We start from the raw sequence: 14,382 nt of genomic DNA, 5'->3' as shown, positions 1-14,382 counted from the left end.
TCCTTGCGGGGCGAAATCCCGCCACCGCTGTTACAAGTCGCAACCTTCTTTGATGGTTTCGCCACTTGCGCGTTACAATCAACCGGATAAAACGTGCGGAAATGAATTACAAAGAGAAATCATTATGAGCATCGCCCTCGTCATCCTTGCCGCAGGCAAAGGCACCCGGATGAATTCTGACATGCCGAAGGTTTTGCATGAGATTGCGGGTGCCCCAATGCTCGTGCATGCGATGAAGGCAGGCGCGACACTGAACCCTGAACGCACAGTTGTTGTTGCCGGTCATGGCGCAGATGCGGTTGAGGCAGCGGCTAAGGCCTATGATCCCGAAGCGCAGGTTGTTTTGCAGGAAGAGCAAAACGGCACCGGCCATGCGGTCATGATGACCCGTGAGGCGCTCAAAGACTTTGATGGCGATATCATTGTGCTTTATGGCGACACGCCTTTTGTTCGACCTGAAACACTGGAAAACATGGTCAAAGCGCGAGCCAGTCACGCTGTTGTCGTGTTGGGTTTTGAAGCAGACACATCTGAAAAATACGGTCGCCTTGTAATGGACGGCGATATGCTTGAAGCAATCGTTGAATATGCCGACGCCAGAGATGACATTCGCAACATAAGCTTCTGTAATAGTGGCGTTATGCTGGCCAAAAGCTCCGTGTTGTTTGATCTCCTGGACGCGACAAACAACGACAATGCCTCTGGTGAATATTACCTCACCGATGTGGTCAAAGCAGCGCGCGACAAGGGCCTGACTGCCACCGCTGTCTCCTGTGACGAAAGCGAAACAATGGGTGTGAATTCTCGCTCTCATTTGGCTGAAGCAGAGGCCGCCTTCCAAACACGTGCACGCGGAGAATTAATGGCTGACGGGGTTACCTTTGTTGATCCAAACTCTGTCTGGCTGAGCTTTGACACCGTCATTGGACGCGATACCGTTATTGAACCAAACGTGTTCTTTGGCCCTGATGTGACTGTTGAAAGTGGCGTGCGCATCCGAGCCTTCAGCCATCTGGAAGGCGCACACGTGTCTCGCGGTGGTATTGTCGGCCCCTACGCAAGACTGCGCCCGGGCACAGAACTGGCCGAAGACGTAAAGATCGGAAACTTCGTTGAAACCAAAAACGCCATCATCGACGAGGGCGCGAAGGTTAACCACCTGTCTTATATCGGTGACGCTCAGGTCGGCGAGAAGGCCAATATCGGCGCCGGCACCATCACCTGCAACTATGACGGGGTGATGAAACACAAAACCACCATCGGTAAAAACGCCTTCATCGGTTCCAATACAATGCTGGTAGCGCCGGTGTCTGTCGGCGATGACGCGATGACTGCAAGTGGCTCCGTGGTGACCAAGCCCGTCGAAGACGGCGCACTTGCGCTTGCGCGGGCACAGCAGGTGAATAAGCCAAATATGGCCCGAAAATTGTTTGAAATGTTGCGCGCCAAGAAGGCCAAGCAAGTTAAAGGTAAAGAATAATGTGCGGAATTGTTGGAGTTCTTGGGAGCCACGAAGCCTCCCCATTGCTGGTGGAAGCGCTTAAACGCCTTGAATACCGCGGCTACGACAGCGCGGGTATTGCGACCGTACATGAAGGTAAACTGGGCCGCCGTCGCGCCGTTGGCAAACTTGTGAATTTGTCAGACACATTGGTGCATAACCCGCTTCCGGGTAAATCCGGCATCGGCCACACCCGCTGGGCCACCCATGGTGCGCCGTCTGTCGACAATGCCCACCCACATCAGGCTGGCCCGGTGGCTGTCGTGCACAACGGCATTATCGAAAACTTCCGCGAACTGCGCGAAGAACTGGCTGCCGCAGGCATCAAATTTGTCACCGAAACCGATACAGAAACCGTCGCTTTGTTGACCCAGATGTATCTGGAGCAAGGCCAAGACCCGGTAACGGCCGCGCGAACAACACTATCGCGTCTCGATGGTGCCTTTGCATTGGCATTCCTGTTTGACGGCGAAGAAGACCTGATTGTTGCCGCGCGCAAAGGTTCTCCGCTGGCAATCGGCCATGGTGACGGAGAGATGTTTGTCGGATCAGACGCTATCGCCCTGGCGCCTATGACAGATGAAATCACCTATCTCGAAGAGGGTGACAGCGCGGTTCTCACCCGCACGTCTCTGGAAATTCGCAATGAGTCCGGCGAAATCGCCAACCGTGAAAAGCGCAAAATCCAGATCGACACAGCGCGTGTGGACAAAGCGGGCCACAAGCACTTCATGTCCAAGGAAATCGCTGAACAGCCAACAGTAATCGGCGAAGCTGTGCGCCACTACCTGTCCACCGACGGCTCTGGCATACAGCTTCCGGGTGAAGAACTTGATTTCACCAAGATCGATCGCTTGACCATGGTGGCCTGTGGTACGGCTTTCTACGCCTGTCTGACCGCAAAATACTGGTTTGAACAGCTCGCTGGCATTCCTGTTGAGGTCGATATTGCCTCAGAATTCCGCTACCGTGAGCCTCCGATTTCAAAAGGCACTGTTGCGCTTTTTGTCAGCCAGTCAGGTGAAACCGCAGATACACTGGCAGCGCTTCGTTACTGCGAAGGCAAGGCGGACAAGATCCTCTCCGTGGTGAATGTCCCTGAAAGCTCTATTGCGCGGGAAAGCGACGTTGCCTTTCCAATTCTCGCTGGCACAGAAATTGGAGTTGCTTCAACCAAAGCCTTCACCTGTCAGCTGACCGTCCTTCTGATGCTGGCGCTGAAAGCTGCGCAAGATCGTGGCGCTATGACCGAAGAAGAGGTCAGCAACCTTTTGATCAAACTGCGCGCCTTGCCGGGTACATTGAATGAAACGCTGGATTGCGAAGCGCCACTGGCGGAAGCCGCGCGCAAGCTTGCTGAGGCGCGTGACATCCTGTTCCTGGGTCGCGGCCTGATGTATCCGCTCGCACTAGAAGGCGCGCTAAAGCTGAAAGAAATCAGCTATATACACGCCGAAGCTTATGCGAGCGGCGAGTTAAAACACGGCCCGATCGCCCTGATCGACAAACACGTTCCTGTGGTAGTTCTCGCTCCAAAAGACAACCTCTTTGACAAGTCGATCTCCAATATGCAGGAGGTCATGGCGCGCAACGGTAAGGTTCTATTGATCACCGACAAGGCTGGTGCAGCAGAGGGTTCAGAGGGAGCATGGCAGACCGTCTTGCTGCCAGAGATCGATCCGGTTCTTTCGCCGATCCTTTATGCGCTGCCAGCTCAGCTTCTCGCCTATCACACAGCAGTTGCGAAAGGCACAGATGTGGATCAGCCACGCAACCTCGCGAAGTCAGTGACGGTGGAATGACACTGTCACTTGATCAAGCGATGGATCAACTAAGAGCTCTGGCCGAACCCGGCCGGGCTGAACAAATGGCAGCCTATCACAAGCAAACCCGCGAAGTGATCGGTATACCCAATCCCGCAACCAACGACCTGACGAAAACTTGGCGTCAAACGCTGACTGTGTATGAGCGTGTTACGTTGGCATCTGAGCTTTGGAAGACCGACATTTTTGAAGCCCGCCTTGCAGCTTCGAAAGTGCTCACCCAAGCGCGGCTGCGCCCGGATGAGGCCGCCTGGGAACTCATTCAGTCCTGGGTGCCTGACTTCGACAGCTGGGCCATCGCGGATCACGCCTGTATGGCCGGGCAGAAACGTCTGGTCGCAGATCCTTCCCGCCTTGAGCAGGTAGAAACATGGACGACCTCAGATCACATGTGGACGCGTCGTGCTGCGCTGGTGATCACCCTGCCCTGGACAAAACAGAATTTTCCTAAGCCGCATGAGCTGGAAGCACGTGATCGCATCTTGGGCTGGGCTGCGGGTTATGTTGATGACCATGATTGGTTCATTCAGAAAGCCGTTGCTTGGTGGCTCCGCGACCTCTCTAAACACGATGCGGACCGGACACGCGCGTTTTTGGAAACCTATTCAGAACGAATGAAACCCTTTGCCCGCAAAGAAGCCGCGCGGCATTTGCCCGCCTAAATTCCAAAAACGGTCAGCTGCGGAAACCCCGTAACTGGGGCGCCGATGGCCTCCATCGCCTCCAAAGAAATCAAACTCCCGGATGCCTCTGCACTCTCCAACGGGATCAATGTCACATTCAATCGCTTTGCCCCGAATTGGATGGATCCCGCCTGTCGCATTGTCACCAGCGGGGTTTTCAGTGTGAGCCCGGGCAACGTCTCAACTAGCGTCGCCACTGTTTCTCCGAGATTGCCAGATATTGCGGCCTGTCGCTGCGCGTTCACATCTGACCGGGCAACTGGACGAATGGCACCGAGCTCCGCTGTATCAGGAACGACCGACTGTTCTTCTGCTTTGCCACCCTGAAACGACACATCCTCACAACCCATCAGCAGTGATGCGACCATTAACCCCAGTAAACTCTCCCTCATTTCGCACCTCCCAAGGGGCAAAACACCTTGCTCGAAGGGCCCCCGATGCCTAAATCTTACCTTATGACCACCCCTTTGATCGACCCATTCCAGCGCGCCATCAATTATCTGCGTGTTTCTGTCACCGACCGCTGCGATTTTCGCTGCGTCTATTGCATGTCCGAGGACATGACCTTTCTGCCAAAGAAAGACCTGCTGACGCTGGAAGAGCTGGAGCGCATGTGCTCAACATTCGTCCGCCTTGGCGTTGAAAAGCTGCGCATCACCGGTGGTGAACCATTGGTGCGTCGTGACATCATGACGTTCTTCAAGGCGATGGGAAAACATCTGGACACCGGGGCACTAAAAGAGCTGACCCTGACCACCAACGGCAGCCAGCTCCACCGTTTTGCTGATGATCTCTATGCCTGCGGAGTGCGCCGTGTGAACATATCACTCGACACGCTTGATCCGGATAAGTTTAAACGCGTAACCCGTTGGGGACGTTTAGAAAACGTGATCCGAGGTATCGACGCAGCCCAGCAGGCTGGCCTGCGGGTTAAGATCAACGCCGTTGCGCTGAAAGAGTTTAACGAAGACGAAATGATCACCATCACCAAGTGGTGTGCAGAACGCGACATGGACCTGACCTGGATCGAAGTCATGCCAATGGGCGACATGGGTGAAGAGGACCGGATCGGGCAATACTGGTCCCTCAATGACCTGCGCCGCGAACTGGCAAAATCCTATACAATGACCGAACTCTCAGAACGCACCGGCGGCCCTGCGCGCTATGTGCGGCTGGAAGAAACCGGTCAAAAGATCGGCTTTATCACGCCGCTCACGCATAATTTCTGCGAAAGCTGCAACCGCGTGCGCCTGACCTGCACCGGTGAGCTTTATATGTGCCTCGGCCAAGAAGACATGGCCGACCTGCGCGCGCCTTTGCGTGCAAGCGAAGATGATGCCCCTTTAGAAGAGGCCATCCGCAAAGCGATTTCACTGAAGCCCAAGGGTCATGATTTCGACTATTCCCGACAGGTTGTAGACGGGCAAATGACCCGCCACATGAGCCATACGGGTGGTTAACTACCCCTTCAACGGCATCCGCTGCTCTACGATCTCCGCCCACCAGGAACAGCCGGCCGGAATGATATCGTCGTTAAAGTTGTATTTCGGGTGGTGGACCATGGCAGTATCGCCATTGCCCACAAGAATATAGGCCCCCGGACGCTCCTCCAGCATATAGGCGAAATCTTCGCCGCCCATGACCAGAGGCGCTTCGTCACATTGGCCTGAAATGGACTTTGCAACCTCCGCAGCAAAGTCAGTTTCCATCTCGTGGTTCACCATAACCGGATAGCCGCGCATATAGTTGATTTCTGCAGACCCGCCAAAACTTTCGGCCTGCAGCGTGCAGATCGCCTTGATACGCTCTTCTGCCAGAGAGCGCATGTCTTTGCTCATCGTGCGCACGGTGCCTTTGATTGTCACACTCTGCGGGATCACATTGAACGCTTTTGAACTGGTTTCAAACGAAGTCACAGAGACCACAAGCTGATCAATCGGGTCCGCATTCCGGCTGGCAATGCTTTGTAAGGCTATGACGATATGGCTCGCCATGACCGTCGGGTCGACCCCGTCCTGAGGTTTGGCGGCATGTGTGCCTTTGCCGATCAGTGTGATTTCAAACAAATCTGTTGCTGCGAAAAATGCGCCAGGACGAATGGCAAACTGTCCCGCAGGCTGCCCGGGCCAATTGTGCATACCGTAGACTTCCTGAATGCCAAACCGGTCCATTAAACCGTCTTCGCACATCTCCCGGCCACCGCCACCGCCCTCTTCAGCGGGCTGGAAGATCACCACAACAGTCCCATCAAAATTCCGTGTCTCAGCGAGGTATTTGGCAGCACCCAGCAGCATGGAGGTATGCCCGTCGTGCCCACACGCGTGCATGGCGCCCGGAATTTTCGAGGCGTATTCTACGCCGGTTTCTTCATGGATCGGCAGCGCGTCCATGTCAGCGCGCAGACCAACCACCTTGCCAGATCCATTTTCCCGTCCCTTGATCACACCGACAACACCTGTGCGACCGAGACCGGTTACGACCTCATCACATCCAAATTCTTTAAGCTTTTCAGCCACAAGCGCGGATGTGCGATGGGTTTCAAACAGGATTTCAGGATGGGCGTGAATATCGCGACGCCATTCAGTGATTTCAGGCAATAGCTCAGCGAAGCGGTTTTTGATGGGCATGAATGTCTCCGACTTGCGGGGCTACCCCGCCAATTCTTTTATCAGTTTGTGCATGAATTCCTGACCGGCCTCAAGCTGTGAAACCTCTAGGTATTCATTGGGTTGATGGGCCTGTGCAATATCTCCTGGCCCACAGACCACCGCCGAATACCCCGCCTCTTGGAATTGGCCCCCTTCCGTGGCGTAGCTCACCACATTTGACGAGTTATCTCCGGTCAAACGCCGCACCAGCGCTTCGGCCTCACCGTTTTCCTCTGGCGCCAGGGCCGGCACGTTGAACCCCTCAACCAGATCAATGCCGGTCTCTGGTACCACGGCCTGCATCTCAGCCTGCACTTCGTCAACCTTTGCCAGAAAGGCAGCTTGCCACTCAGCAAGTCTATCACCGGGCACAGTGCGAAAATCGAGCTCAAATCGGCAGTCCTTGGCCGTGATATTATGGGCCACGCCCCCCTCGATCATGCCGACATGCACTGTGGTAAAGGGCGGGTCAAAAACCGAAGCCATTTCAGACGGCTCACCGGCCTGCCCTTCGGCGTTTTTTACATTGCCCCAGTCGATCAGCTTGGCCCCTGACATGATCGCGCTGACCCCCCTGTGCAGCATCGAGGAATGCACCTCAAAGCCACGCAGATGGACTTGATAGCCCATCGTGCCCTTATGACCAGAAACAGTCTTCATCATCGAAGGCTCGCCCACAATCACGGCGCTCGCCTTTGGCAGCACCTCTTGCATGGCCGCAATCATACCAGGAGCACCGACGCAGCCAATTTCCTCATCATAACTCAACGCCAGTTGCAGAGGTCGTTTCACGTCAGCGTACTGCGCTTCAACCAAAGCCCAGATCGCCAAGGCATCAAAGCCCTTCATGTCACAGGTGCCCCGGCCATAAAGCCGCCCGTCCTTTTCCAAGACCGTAAAAGGGTCGCTCTCCCAAGGCTGCCCTTCTACAGGCACCACATCCGTATGCCCCGAAAGCACCACGCCACCCGTCTTGTCAGGCCCAACATGCGCAAAAAGCGCGGCCTTGTTGCCGGTATCATCGTAGTGCCGGTTTGCAGTGATCCCATGGGAGGCCAGATAGGCTTCGATCCACTCCACGAGGGGCAGATTGCTTTCTGAACTCACAGTCGGAAAACTGACCAGCTTTTCAAGAAGGTCACGGGGGGACAGACGCTCTGCCATGGAAATCCTCGCACTATGCTGGATCAACTTAGCGGAGCATGCTGGAATTCCTAGGGCAACTAGTGCATCCGCGCTTTAATTTTCCGCACCATGAACCAAACCATGGCAACCACAGGCAAAGTCAACATCGCCAGAAGCATCCCTTTTGATAGTCCGAGCGCCGATGTCAGCGGGTAGAAAAGGTAACCCGCGAGTGAAACCGCGTAATAGCTGATCGCAACCACCGACAATCCTTCGACAGTTTCCTGTAACCGCAGCGCCATATCCGCACGCCTGTCCATGCTTTCCAAGAGGCTTTGGTTCTGTGCTGAACGAGAGACGTCAACCTTTGTTCGCAACAATTCCCCTGCCCGCATGGCCCGATCCGCCAGCGATTGAAGTCGCGCTTCAGTCGACTCCACTGTGCGCATGGCAGGATCATAGCGACGCATCATAAATTCAGCGAATGTTTGGCGCGATTCATAGCTCACCTCGCGCAACACCTTGATTCGTTGCTCCACGATGGCGGTGTAGGCTTTTGTCGCGCCAAAGCGGAATGACGCTTTGGCGGCTAACCCTTCAAGCTGCGCTGAAATTCCCAGCAGCTCGTTCAGGGTTTCTTCCGCCTCGGTCTCGCCAATCTCCCCGATCAGGTTCATCAACCGTGGTTCGATGCGCCCCATCTGCTCTGTCATTTCCTTGGCGCGTGAGAAGCCGAGCATCGACATCGACTTATAAATTTCAATCTCACAAAGCCGCTGCACCACGCGGCCAATACGCTGCTGGCCTGTGTCCTCGCTTGGGAAGACGGCAAACCGCAAATGGCCCGCGGAATCGATGCGGAAGTCACCGGCGATCAATGCGGAATCATCCAGAACCGTGCTGACAGCGAGGCTTTCAGGGACAAACCAACTCTTCAGGTGTTTTGCGATTTTTTCCGGCGACGGTCGTGGCGCAATCCGAACCAACGCAGAGGTGTATCGCTGTCCCGGAGCAGCCTCCAGCCAATCCTCAGGAAAGACCTCAAACTCAGCAGGATCAAACGGCCGGGAAGATAGCCCCTCGGTGAAAACCGTATAGGTCACAAATTCCGTATGCTGTTCCCATTTCAGGTGGTGCCGCCCGATCTGGCCCTGATAATGCGTTGCACCCGGGCGGGGATGCGACGCTCCAAAGCGGTCAAGCAATTGGATCAAATAGGCCAAATCTTCATCTCGATCCCGCGCTGCCGCGTCCTTGGGCTTCTTAATCGCCAGGAACACTGCGGTTGCCGGCGCTAAAAGCGAGGGGAATGGCCGCGCGTGCAGCTCATTAGACAGCGCAAAGCGTTGAGGATGGTCGCCAATCGGAGTCATAGTAGTCCCTTTCAAGAGGCCACCCTAGACTGGAAAATGGGGCTGTAAAGAAATTTCTTTTGTGTTTCAGTGCGTTACAGGAATACATTTGTATACCCACGATTGGAATTCAAGCTAAGTGATTGGGATTAGCGCCGAATTGGAATTCCCTTCCCGAATGGTCAAAAATTGTTTAGGCGGCTGGAGGCTCCCACAACTCGATCGGATTGCCCTCAGGGTCTTGTATGCGTGCGAACTTACCATATTCACCGTCCCATTCGTCGCGTGTTTCCACAGGAATCTCCGCAGCTTCGAGTTGGGCAATCATCGCGGCCAAATCGGAGACCCTCAGGTTCAACATCCATTGCTGGATGTCGCGCCCAAAATAGTCGGTGTCTTTGGCGAAAGGCGAAAAAACTGTGTGTCCTGCTTCCGTCGACCAAGGCACGGCACCTACAGGATCAATACCAAGGTGGGTGTCATACCACTCTGCCAAGGCTTGCGGGTTTTCGGCTTTGAAAAAGAAACCGCCTATTCCTGTGACTTTTTGCATATCCAAACTCCATCATGTTCAGCCTTAGCGTAACACACAAAGGAAAAGCCCCACCGATTTGGCAGGGCTTCTCAATTTCCTTTGTCCTAAGACTTAGCTGATCATGGTCAGCAGTGTGTCGAGGGATGCTTTCGCATCGCCATAGAACATGCGGGTGTTTTCTTTGTAGAACAGCGGGTTTTCGATGCCGGAATACCCGGTACCTTGACCACGTTTTGAGACAAACACCTGCTTGGCTTTCCAGCATTCCAGAACCGGCATGCCCGCGATTGGGGAGTTCGGATCTTCCTGTGCCGCTGGGTTCACGATGTCGTTGGAACCGATAACAATCGCCACGTCTGTTTCCGGGAAATCATCGTTGATTTCATCCATCTCCAGCACGATGTCATAAGGCACCTTCGCTTCCGCCAAGAGAACGTTCATGTGACCTGGCAGACGACCCGCAACCGGGTGGATCGCAAAGCGAACCTCTTTGCCCTTCGCACGCAGACGACGGGTCAGTTCCGCCACGTTCTGCTGCGCTTGCGCAACCGCCATACCGTAGCCCGGAATGATCACGATGCTGTCTGCCTCGTCCAGAGCGGTGGCAACACCCTCTGCATCGATAGCAATCTGCTCGCCTTCCACTTCCATGGCTGGACCCGTTGTGCCGCCAAAGCCACCAAGGATAACGCTGACGAACGAACGGTTCATCGCCTTACACATGATGTAGCTGAGGATCGCACCAGAGGAACCAACCAGCGCACCCACAACGATCAAAAGGTCGTTGCCGAGGGAGAAACCAATCGCTGCTGCTGCCCAACCGGAATAGGAGTTCAGCATAGAAACAACAACCGGCATATCCGCGCCGCCGATGCCCATGATCAGGTGGTACCCGATGAAAAGCGCCGCCAGGGTCAGAATGAGCAGTGGGAACATTGCGCCAGAGTTCAGGTACCAGATCAGGCAGATCAGAGACAGAGCCGCAGCTGCTGCGTTCAGGATGTGACCACCCGGCAGTTTGGTCGCTGCAGAGGTCACCTTACCCGCCAGTTTGCCGTAAGCAATCACGGAACCGGTGAATGTCACAGCACCAATCCAGATGCCCAATGCGAGTTCGATCTTCAGGATCGCAATCTCGATTGGCTCTTTCTTGTAAACCAGCTTCGCAAAGGCACCGTCCACGGTCTCATTTGCCGCTTTCGCTGCTTCCACAAGGTTGATGGTCATCTCAGCGTTAAAGCCAACAAAGACCGCTGCCAGACCGACCAGCGAGTGCATCGCCGCCACCAGCTGAGGCATCTCGGTCATCTGCACTTTCTGTGCAACGTAGTAACCGATGATACCACCCGCTGCGATCAGTGGGATCGACAGCAGCCACAGGCCGGAACCCGGGCCAACCAGCGTTGCGAAGACCGCAATCGCCATACCAACAATGCCATACCAAACCGCGCGTTTCGCGCTTTCTTGGCCAGACAAACCACCCAAAGAGAGGATGAACAGAACGCCAGCAACCACGTAGGCTGCCATTGTGAATGAATTTTCCATGTGTCCTGTCCCTCTTTAAGATTTCTGGAACATGGCGAGCATGCGCCGGGTGACGAGGAAGCCACCGAAGATGTTGATACCGGCCATAAAGACCGAGAGAGCCGCGAGCAGGATCACAAGGAAGCCACCGGATCCGATTTGGATCAGCGCGCCCAGAATGATGATCGAGGAAATTGCGTTGGTCACAGCCATCAAAGGAGTGTGCAACGAGTGTGCCACGTTCCAGATGACCTGGAAGCCGATGAAGACCGCCAGAACAAACACGATGAAGTGCTGCATAAAGCTCGCGGGCATGTTCGGGATAAGACCCACGCCCATGATCAGACCTGCGCCGATTGCCAACAGGGTAACCTGCTGTTTTGTCTGCGCTTTAAAGGCGGCCGCTTCTTCGGCTTTCTTTTCTTCAGGGGTCAGCTCTTTGACCTCTGGTTTCTTCTGCGCCGCGATGGCCGCAACCTTTGGCGGTGGTGGTGGGAAGGTGATCTCACCTTCAAATGTCACCGTCGCGCCGCGGATCACGTCATCTTCCATGTCGTGATTGATCTGACCGTCTTTCTCAGGGGTCAGGTCAGTCATCATGTGACGGATGTTGGTCGCATAGAGGCTGGAAGACTGCGCTGCCATACGGGATGGGAAGTCGGTATAGCCGATGATCGTCACGCCGTTTTCTGTGACGATTTTCTCGTCCGCCACAGTGCCTTCGGCGTTACCGCCGCGCTCTGCCGCGAGGTCGACAATCACGGAACCCGGCTTCATGGCCGCGATCATATCCTCAAGCCACAGCTTAGGGGCTGGACGGTTCGGGATCAGCGCGGTTGTGATGACGATGTCCATCTCTGGCGCCAGTTCACGGAACTTCGCCAGCTGCGCTTCGCGGAACTCAGGAGAAGACACAGATGCGTAACCGCCAGTTGCGGCACCGTCTTGTTGTTCTTCTTCAAAATCCAGATAGACGAACTCAGCGCCCATGGATTCAACTTGTTCAGCCACCTCAGGACGCACGTCAAATGCGTAGGTGATCGCGCCAAGCGATGTGGAGGTACCGATTGCCGCAAGACCCGCAACACCCGCACCGACAACCAGAACCTTCGCCGGAGGCACTTTACCCGCCGCGGTAATCTGACCGGTGAAGAAGCGACCAAAGTTGTTACCCGCTTCGATCACCGCGCGATAACCGGCGATGTTTGCCATAGAGGACAGGGCGTCCATCTTCTGAGCACGAGAAATACGTGGCACCATTTCCATGGCAATCACGTTTGCGCCTTTGGACTTGGCCGTCTCCATGCCCTCTTCATTGCCCGCTGGGTTGAAGAAGGAGATTAGCGTCTTGTCCGCTGTCAGGCGCTTCATCTCGGTTGCATCTGGCTGACGCACCTTTGCGATGATGTCGACTTCTTTCCAAAGCGCGGCTGGGGTCTTGATGACCTCTACGCCCGCCGCTTCATAAAGCGCGTCGGAAAAACCCGCAGCTTCGCCTGCGCCTTTTTCGATTGCGCATTCATAACCAAGCTTTTGAAGCTGCTTGGCGGAGTCCGGGGTCATAGCGACACGCGCTTCTCCCTCAAAGATCTCCCTTGGCGTTCCGATTTTCACGTTTCCAGTCCCCCTATTCAGAACTTTCCATTCCCCGATACGGTCTTCGCCGCTCGACGTTCCTTTACTAATCCGGTCGAGTTTTCACAAGGATTTGTCGTTTCCTTGCGATTCTGTGTCACAACCTGTGACCCAATTTTTGTCGAAACCCGCTCGGTATTGTCGATTATTTACGACGATACGTTGCTTTGACACGCTGGGGTGTCGGTGATGTTTTGGCGATAACCGCCAGTAAACAAATAGAAATCAAACATGCGATGGTTAATGTCATGGGCGTCTCCATTTTAGTCATGTGTTTCCGTCTTGCTGCGCCCTTTTGATCAGCTGCCCACCGGCCAATCAAAATCGAACACGAACGAAGATTTCGCACCTGAGGTCAATATGCGTAATTTTATTACCGACGCAAGTGTTTTTTCTGCGTCGCAGAAATGCTCTCTGCGTTTGCTAAGTACTCTGGTCATGGAAGCGAATTGAATTCTCAGCGCGAGCCCATAGGATGACGCCCATGACACGAGACGAGTTCAACGCCTATTGCGGCGCAAAAATCGCCACTTCTCATGTGGTTCAATGGGGCAATGCAGATGTTTGGAAGGTCGGCGGTAAGGTTTTTGCAATCTGCGGCTGGGCTGATGGACGCGACGCATTTACCTTCAAAGTCACGCCTTTGGCCTTTGAGGTCTTACAAGAACAACCCGGTGTACGCCCGGCCCCTTACCTGGCCTCGCGCGGCATGAAATGGCTGCAAAATTACGATGAGCCGGGTCTGTCAGACACAGAGCTCAAGACGCATATAGATGTGTCATACGATCTGGTGGCCTCTGGGCTTTCCAAGAAAAAACGCTTGGAGTTGGGAATTCCTGAAGCCCAAACGCTTTGAGATGTTGGAATAGGTGCCCCCAACCTTACGAGGTCGACAGAGCCTGACCGAAAACCTTAGCCAAAAGATCACATCTCTCTGAATAGTCATCGTAAGTTGGCACATCGGACTTCAGCCCTTCCAAGGCCTTCAACATGACCCCGGCCACTTGAGCAGGGTCATCTGATATGGCCTGAAAATTCACACGTCCGCAGTCTGACTGAACCGCCAGCCAATCCGCATATACGCGTTTCAGAGCCTGATTACCTTCTTTCACCACATCTCGCGCGGCGGATTTCACATCTATGATTTCGGCCCCGTGAGGAGAGTCGAGCAGTGCCTTGAAAGCTTCGCCAGACTGCGCATAGAAACCCGCCTTCAGCTGATCCCTGATCGCGCCACCCCGGCTCAAAGCCTCAGCCACATCGGCGCAGGACTGGGCGTAGTAGGCTTCGATCATGCTGCGGAAAATGTCGTCTTTGTTCTTGAAATGCATGTAAAGCGCGGCGCGCGACATGCCAGCACCCTCGGCGATATCTGCCATAGAGGTGCGCTTAAACCCGTATTTTGCGAAGGCATCAAAGGCCGCATACAAAATAGTTTTCAACTTAGGGTCTTGGTATTGCTCGATTTTTTGATCCATAGGAAACTTTCTGACAGTTTTCGCATATTTTGTCAATTGACAAAATGACACTTTAAACCAAATATGTCATACAGTCAG

General features: G+C 54.5%; 13 protein-coding genes. 5 read left to right on the top strand and 8 right to left on the bottom strand.

Translation table 11 applies throughout. The annotated features are described in order from the left end of the window. The first annotated feature begins 124 nt into the window (after window positions 1-124). Genes glmU through M0D42_RS04360 form a run of 3 tightly spaced genes read left to right on the top strand, consistent with a single transcriptional unit; the run spans window position 125 to window position 3,986 of the window. Entirely contained in the window at window positions 125-1,480 is a 1,356-nt protein-coding gene (glmU, locus tag M0D42_RS04370; RefSeq protein ID WP_265020388.1) for a bifunctional UDP-N-acetylglucosamine diphosphorylase/glucosamine-1-phosphate N-acetyltransferase GlmU, read from the top strand. Continuing rightward, a complete protein-coding gene (glmS, locus tag M0D42_RS04365; RefSeq protein WP_265020387.1) occupies window positions 1,480-3,303 on the top strand; it encodes a glutamine--fructose-6-phosphate transaminase (isomerizing) in 1,824 nt (607 codons plus the stop codon). The genes glmU and glmS overlap by 1 nt, the downstream gene beginning before the upstream one ends. Beyond that, entirely contained in the window at window positions 3,300-3,986 is a 687-nt protein-coding gene (locus M0D42_RS04360) for a DNA alkylation repair protein (RefSeq protein ID WP_265020386.1), read from the top strand. Before glmS ends, M0D42_RS04360 begins: the two co-directional genes overlap by 4 nt. Here the strand turns inward: M0D42_RS04360 and M0D42_RS04355 are convergent. Next, window positions 3,983-4,399, bottom strand: a complete 417-nt coding sequence (locus M0D42_RS04355) for a hypothetical protein (RefSeq protein ID WP_265020385.1) — start codon at window positions 4,397-4,399, stop codon at window positions 3,983-3,985. The genes M0D42_RS04360 and M0D42_RS04355 overlap by 4 nt on opposite strands. Window positions 4,400-4,462: 63 nt before the next feature. Between M0D42_RS04355 and moaA the strand changes: the two genes are divergently transcribed. After that, on the top strand, window positions 4,463-5,467 hold the full coding sequence (moaA, locus tag M0D42_RS04350) for a GTP 3',8-cyclase MoaA (RefSeq protein WP_265021094.1): 1,005 nt from the start codon (window positions 4,463-4,465) through the stop codon (window positions 5,465-5,467). On the opposite strand, the gene M0D42_RS04345 is transcribed toward moaA, so the two are convergent. From M0D42_RS04345 to M0D42_RS04320, 6 genes are all read right to left on the bottom strand, one after another. Then, window positions 5,468-6,634: a M20 aminoacylase family protein gene (locus M0D42_RS04345; RefSeq protein ID WP_265020384.1), complete on the bottom strand. Its 1,167-nt coding sequence runs from the start codon at window positions 6,632-6,634 to the stop codon at window positions 5,468-5,470. A gap of 21 nt (window positions 6,635-6,655) precedes the next feature. Then, window positions 6,656-7,819, bottom strand: coding sequence for an acetylornithine deacetylase (gene argE, locus M0D42_RS04340; protein ID WP_265020383.1), 1,164 nt, complete (start codon window positions 7,817-7,819; stop codon window positions 6,656-6,658). A 59-nt stretch (window positions 7,820-7,878) separates the two neighbouring features. Continuing rightward, window positions 7,879-9,153, bottom strand: coding sequence for a DUF3422 family protein (locus M0D42_RS04335; protein WP_265020382.1), 1,275 nt, complete (start codon window positions 9,151-9,153; stop codon window positions 7,879-7,881). A gap of 172 nt (window positions 9,154-9,325) precedes the next feature. Beyond that, window positions 9,326-9,685 (bottom strand): VOC family protein, encoded by a 360-nt coding sequence (locus tag M0D42_RS04330; protein WP_265020381.1) that lies wholly within the window; start codon window positions 9,683-9,685, stop codon window positions 9,326-9,328. Window positions 9,686-9,778: 93 nt separating this feature from the next. Beyond that, entirely contained in the window at window positions 9,779-11,212 is a 1,434-nt protein-coding gene (locus M0D42_RS04325; protein WP_265020380.1) for an NAD(P)(+) transhydrogenase (Re/Si-specific) subunit beta, read from the bottom strand. 15 nt (window positions 11,213-11,227) lie between these two features. Further along, a complete protein-coding gene (locus tag M0D42_RS04320; protein WP_265020379.1) occupies window positions 11,228-12,805 on the bottom strand; it encodes a Re/Si-specific NAD(P)(+) transhydrogenase subunit alpha in 1,578 nt (525 codons plus the stop codon). A gap of 505 nt (window positions 12,806-13,310) precedes the next feature. On the opposite strand from M0D42_RS04320, the gene M0D42_RS04315 reads away from it, so the two are divergent. Beyond that, the gene (locus M0D42_RS04315) at window positions 13,311-13,682 is read left to right on the top strand and encodes an MmcQ/YjbR family DNA-binding protein (protein WP_265020378.1); all 372 of its coding nucleotides are present in this window, start codon (window positions 13,311-13,313) and stop codon (window positions 13,680-13,682) included. 25 nt (window positions 13,683-13,707) lie between these two features. Here the strand turns inward: M0D42_RS04315 and M0D42_RS04310 are convergent, their stop codons facing one another. Continuing rightward, on the bottom strand, window positions 13,708-14,304 hold the full coding sequence (locus M0D42_RS04310) for a TetR/AcrR family transcriptional regulator (protein ID WP_265020377.1): 597 nt from the start codon (window positions 14,302-14,304) through the stop codon (window positions 13,708-13,710). Between the last annotated feature and the right edge of the window lie 78 nt (window positions 14,305-14,382).

This window comes from Cognatishimia activa (genome assembly GCF_026016445.1).
Lineage (GTDB): Bacteria > Pseudomonadota > Alphaproteobacteria > Rhodobacterales > Rhodobacteraceae > Cognatishimia > Cognatishimia activa_B.
This window is presented reverse-complemented; position numbering and strand designations above follow the sequence as displayed.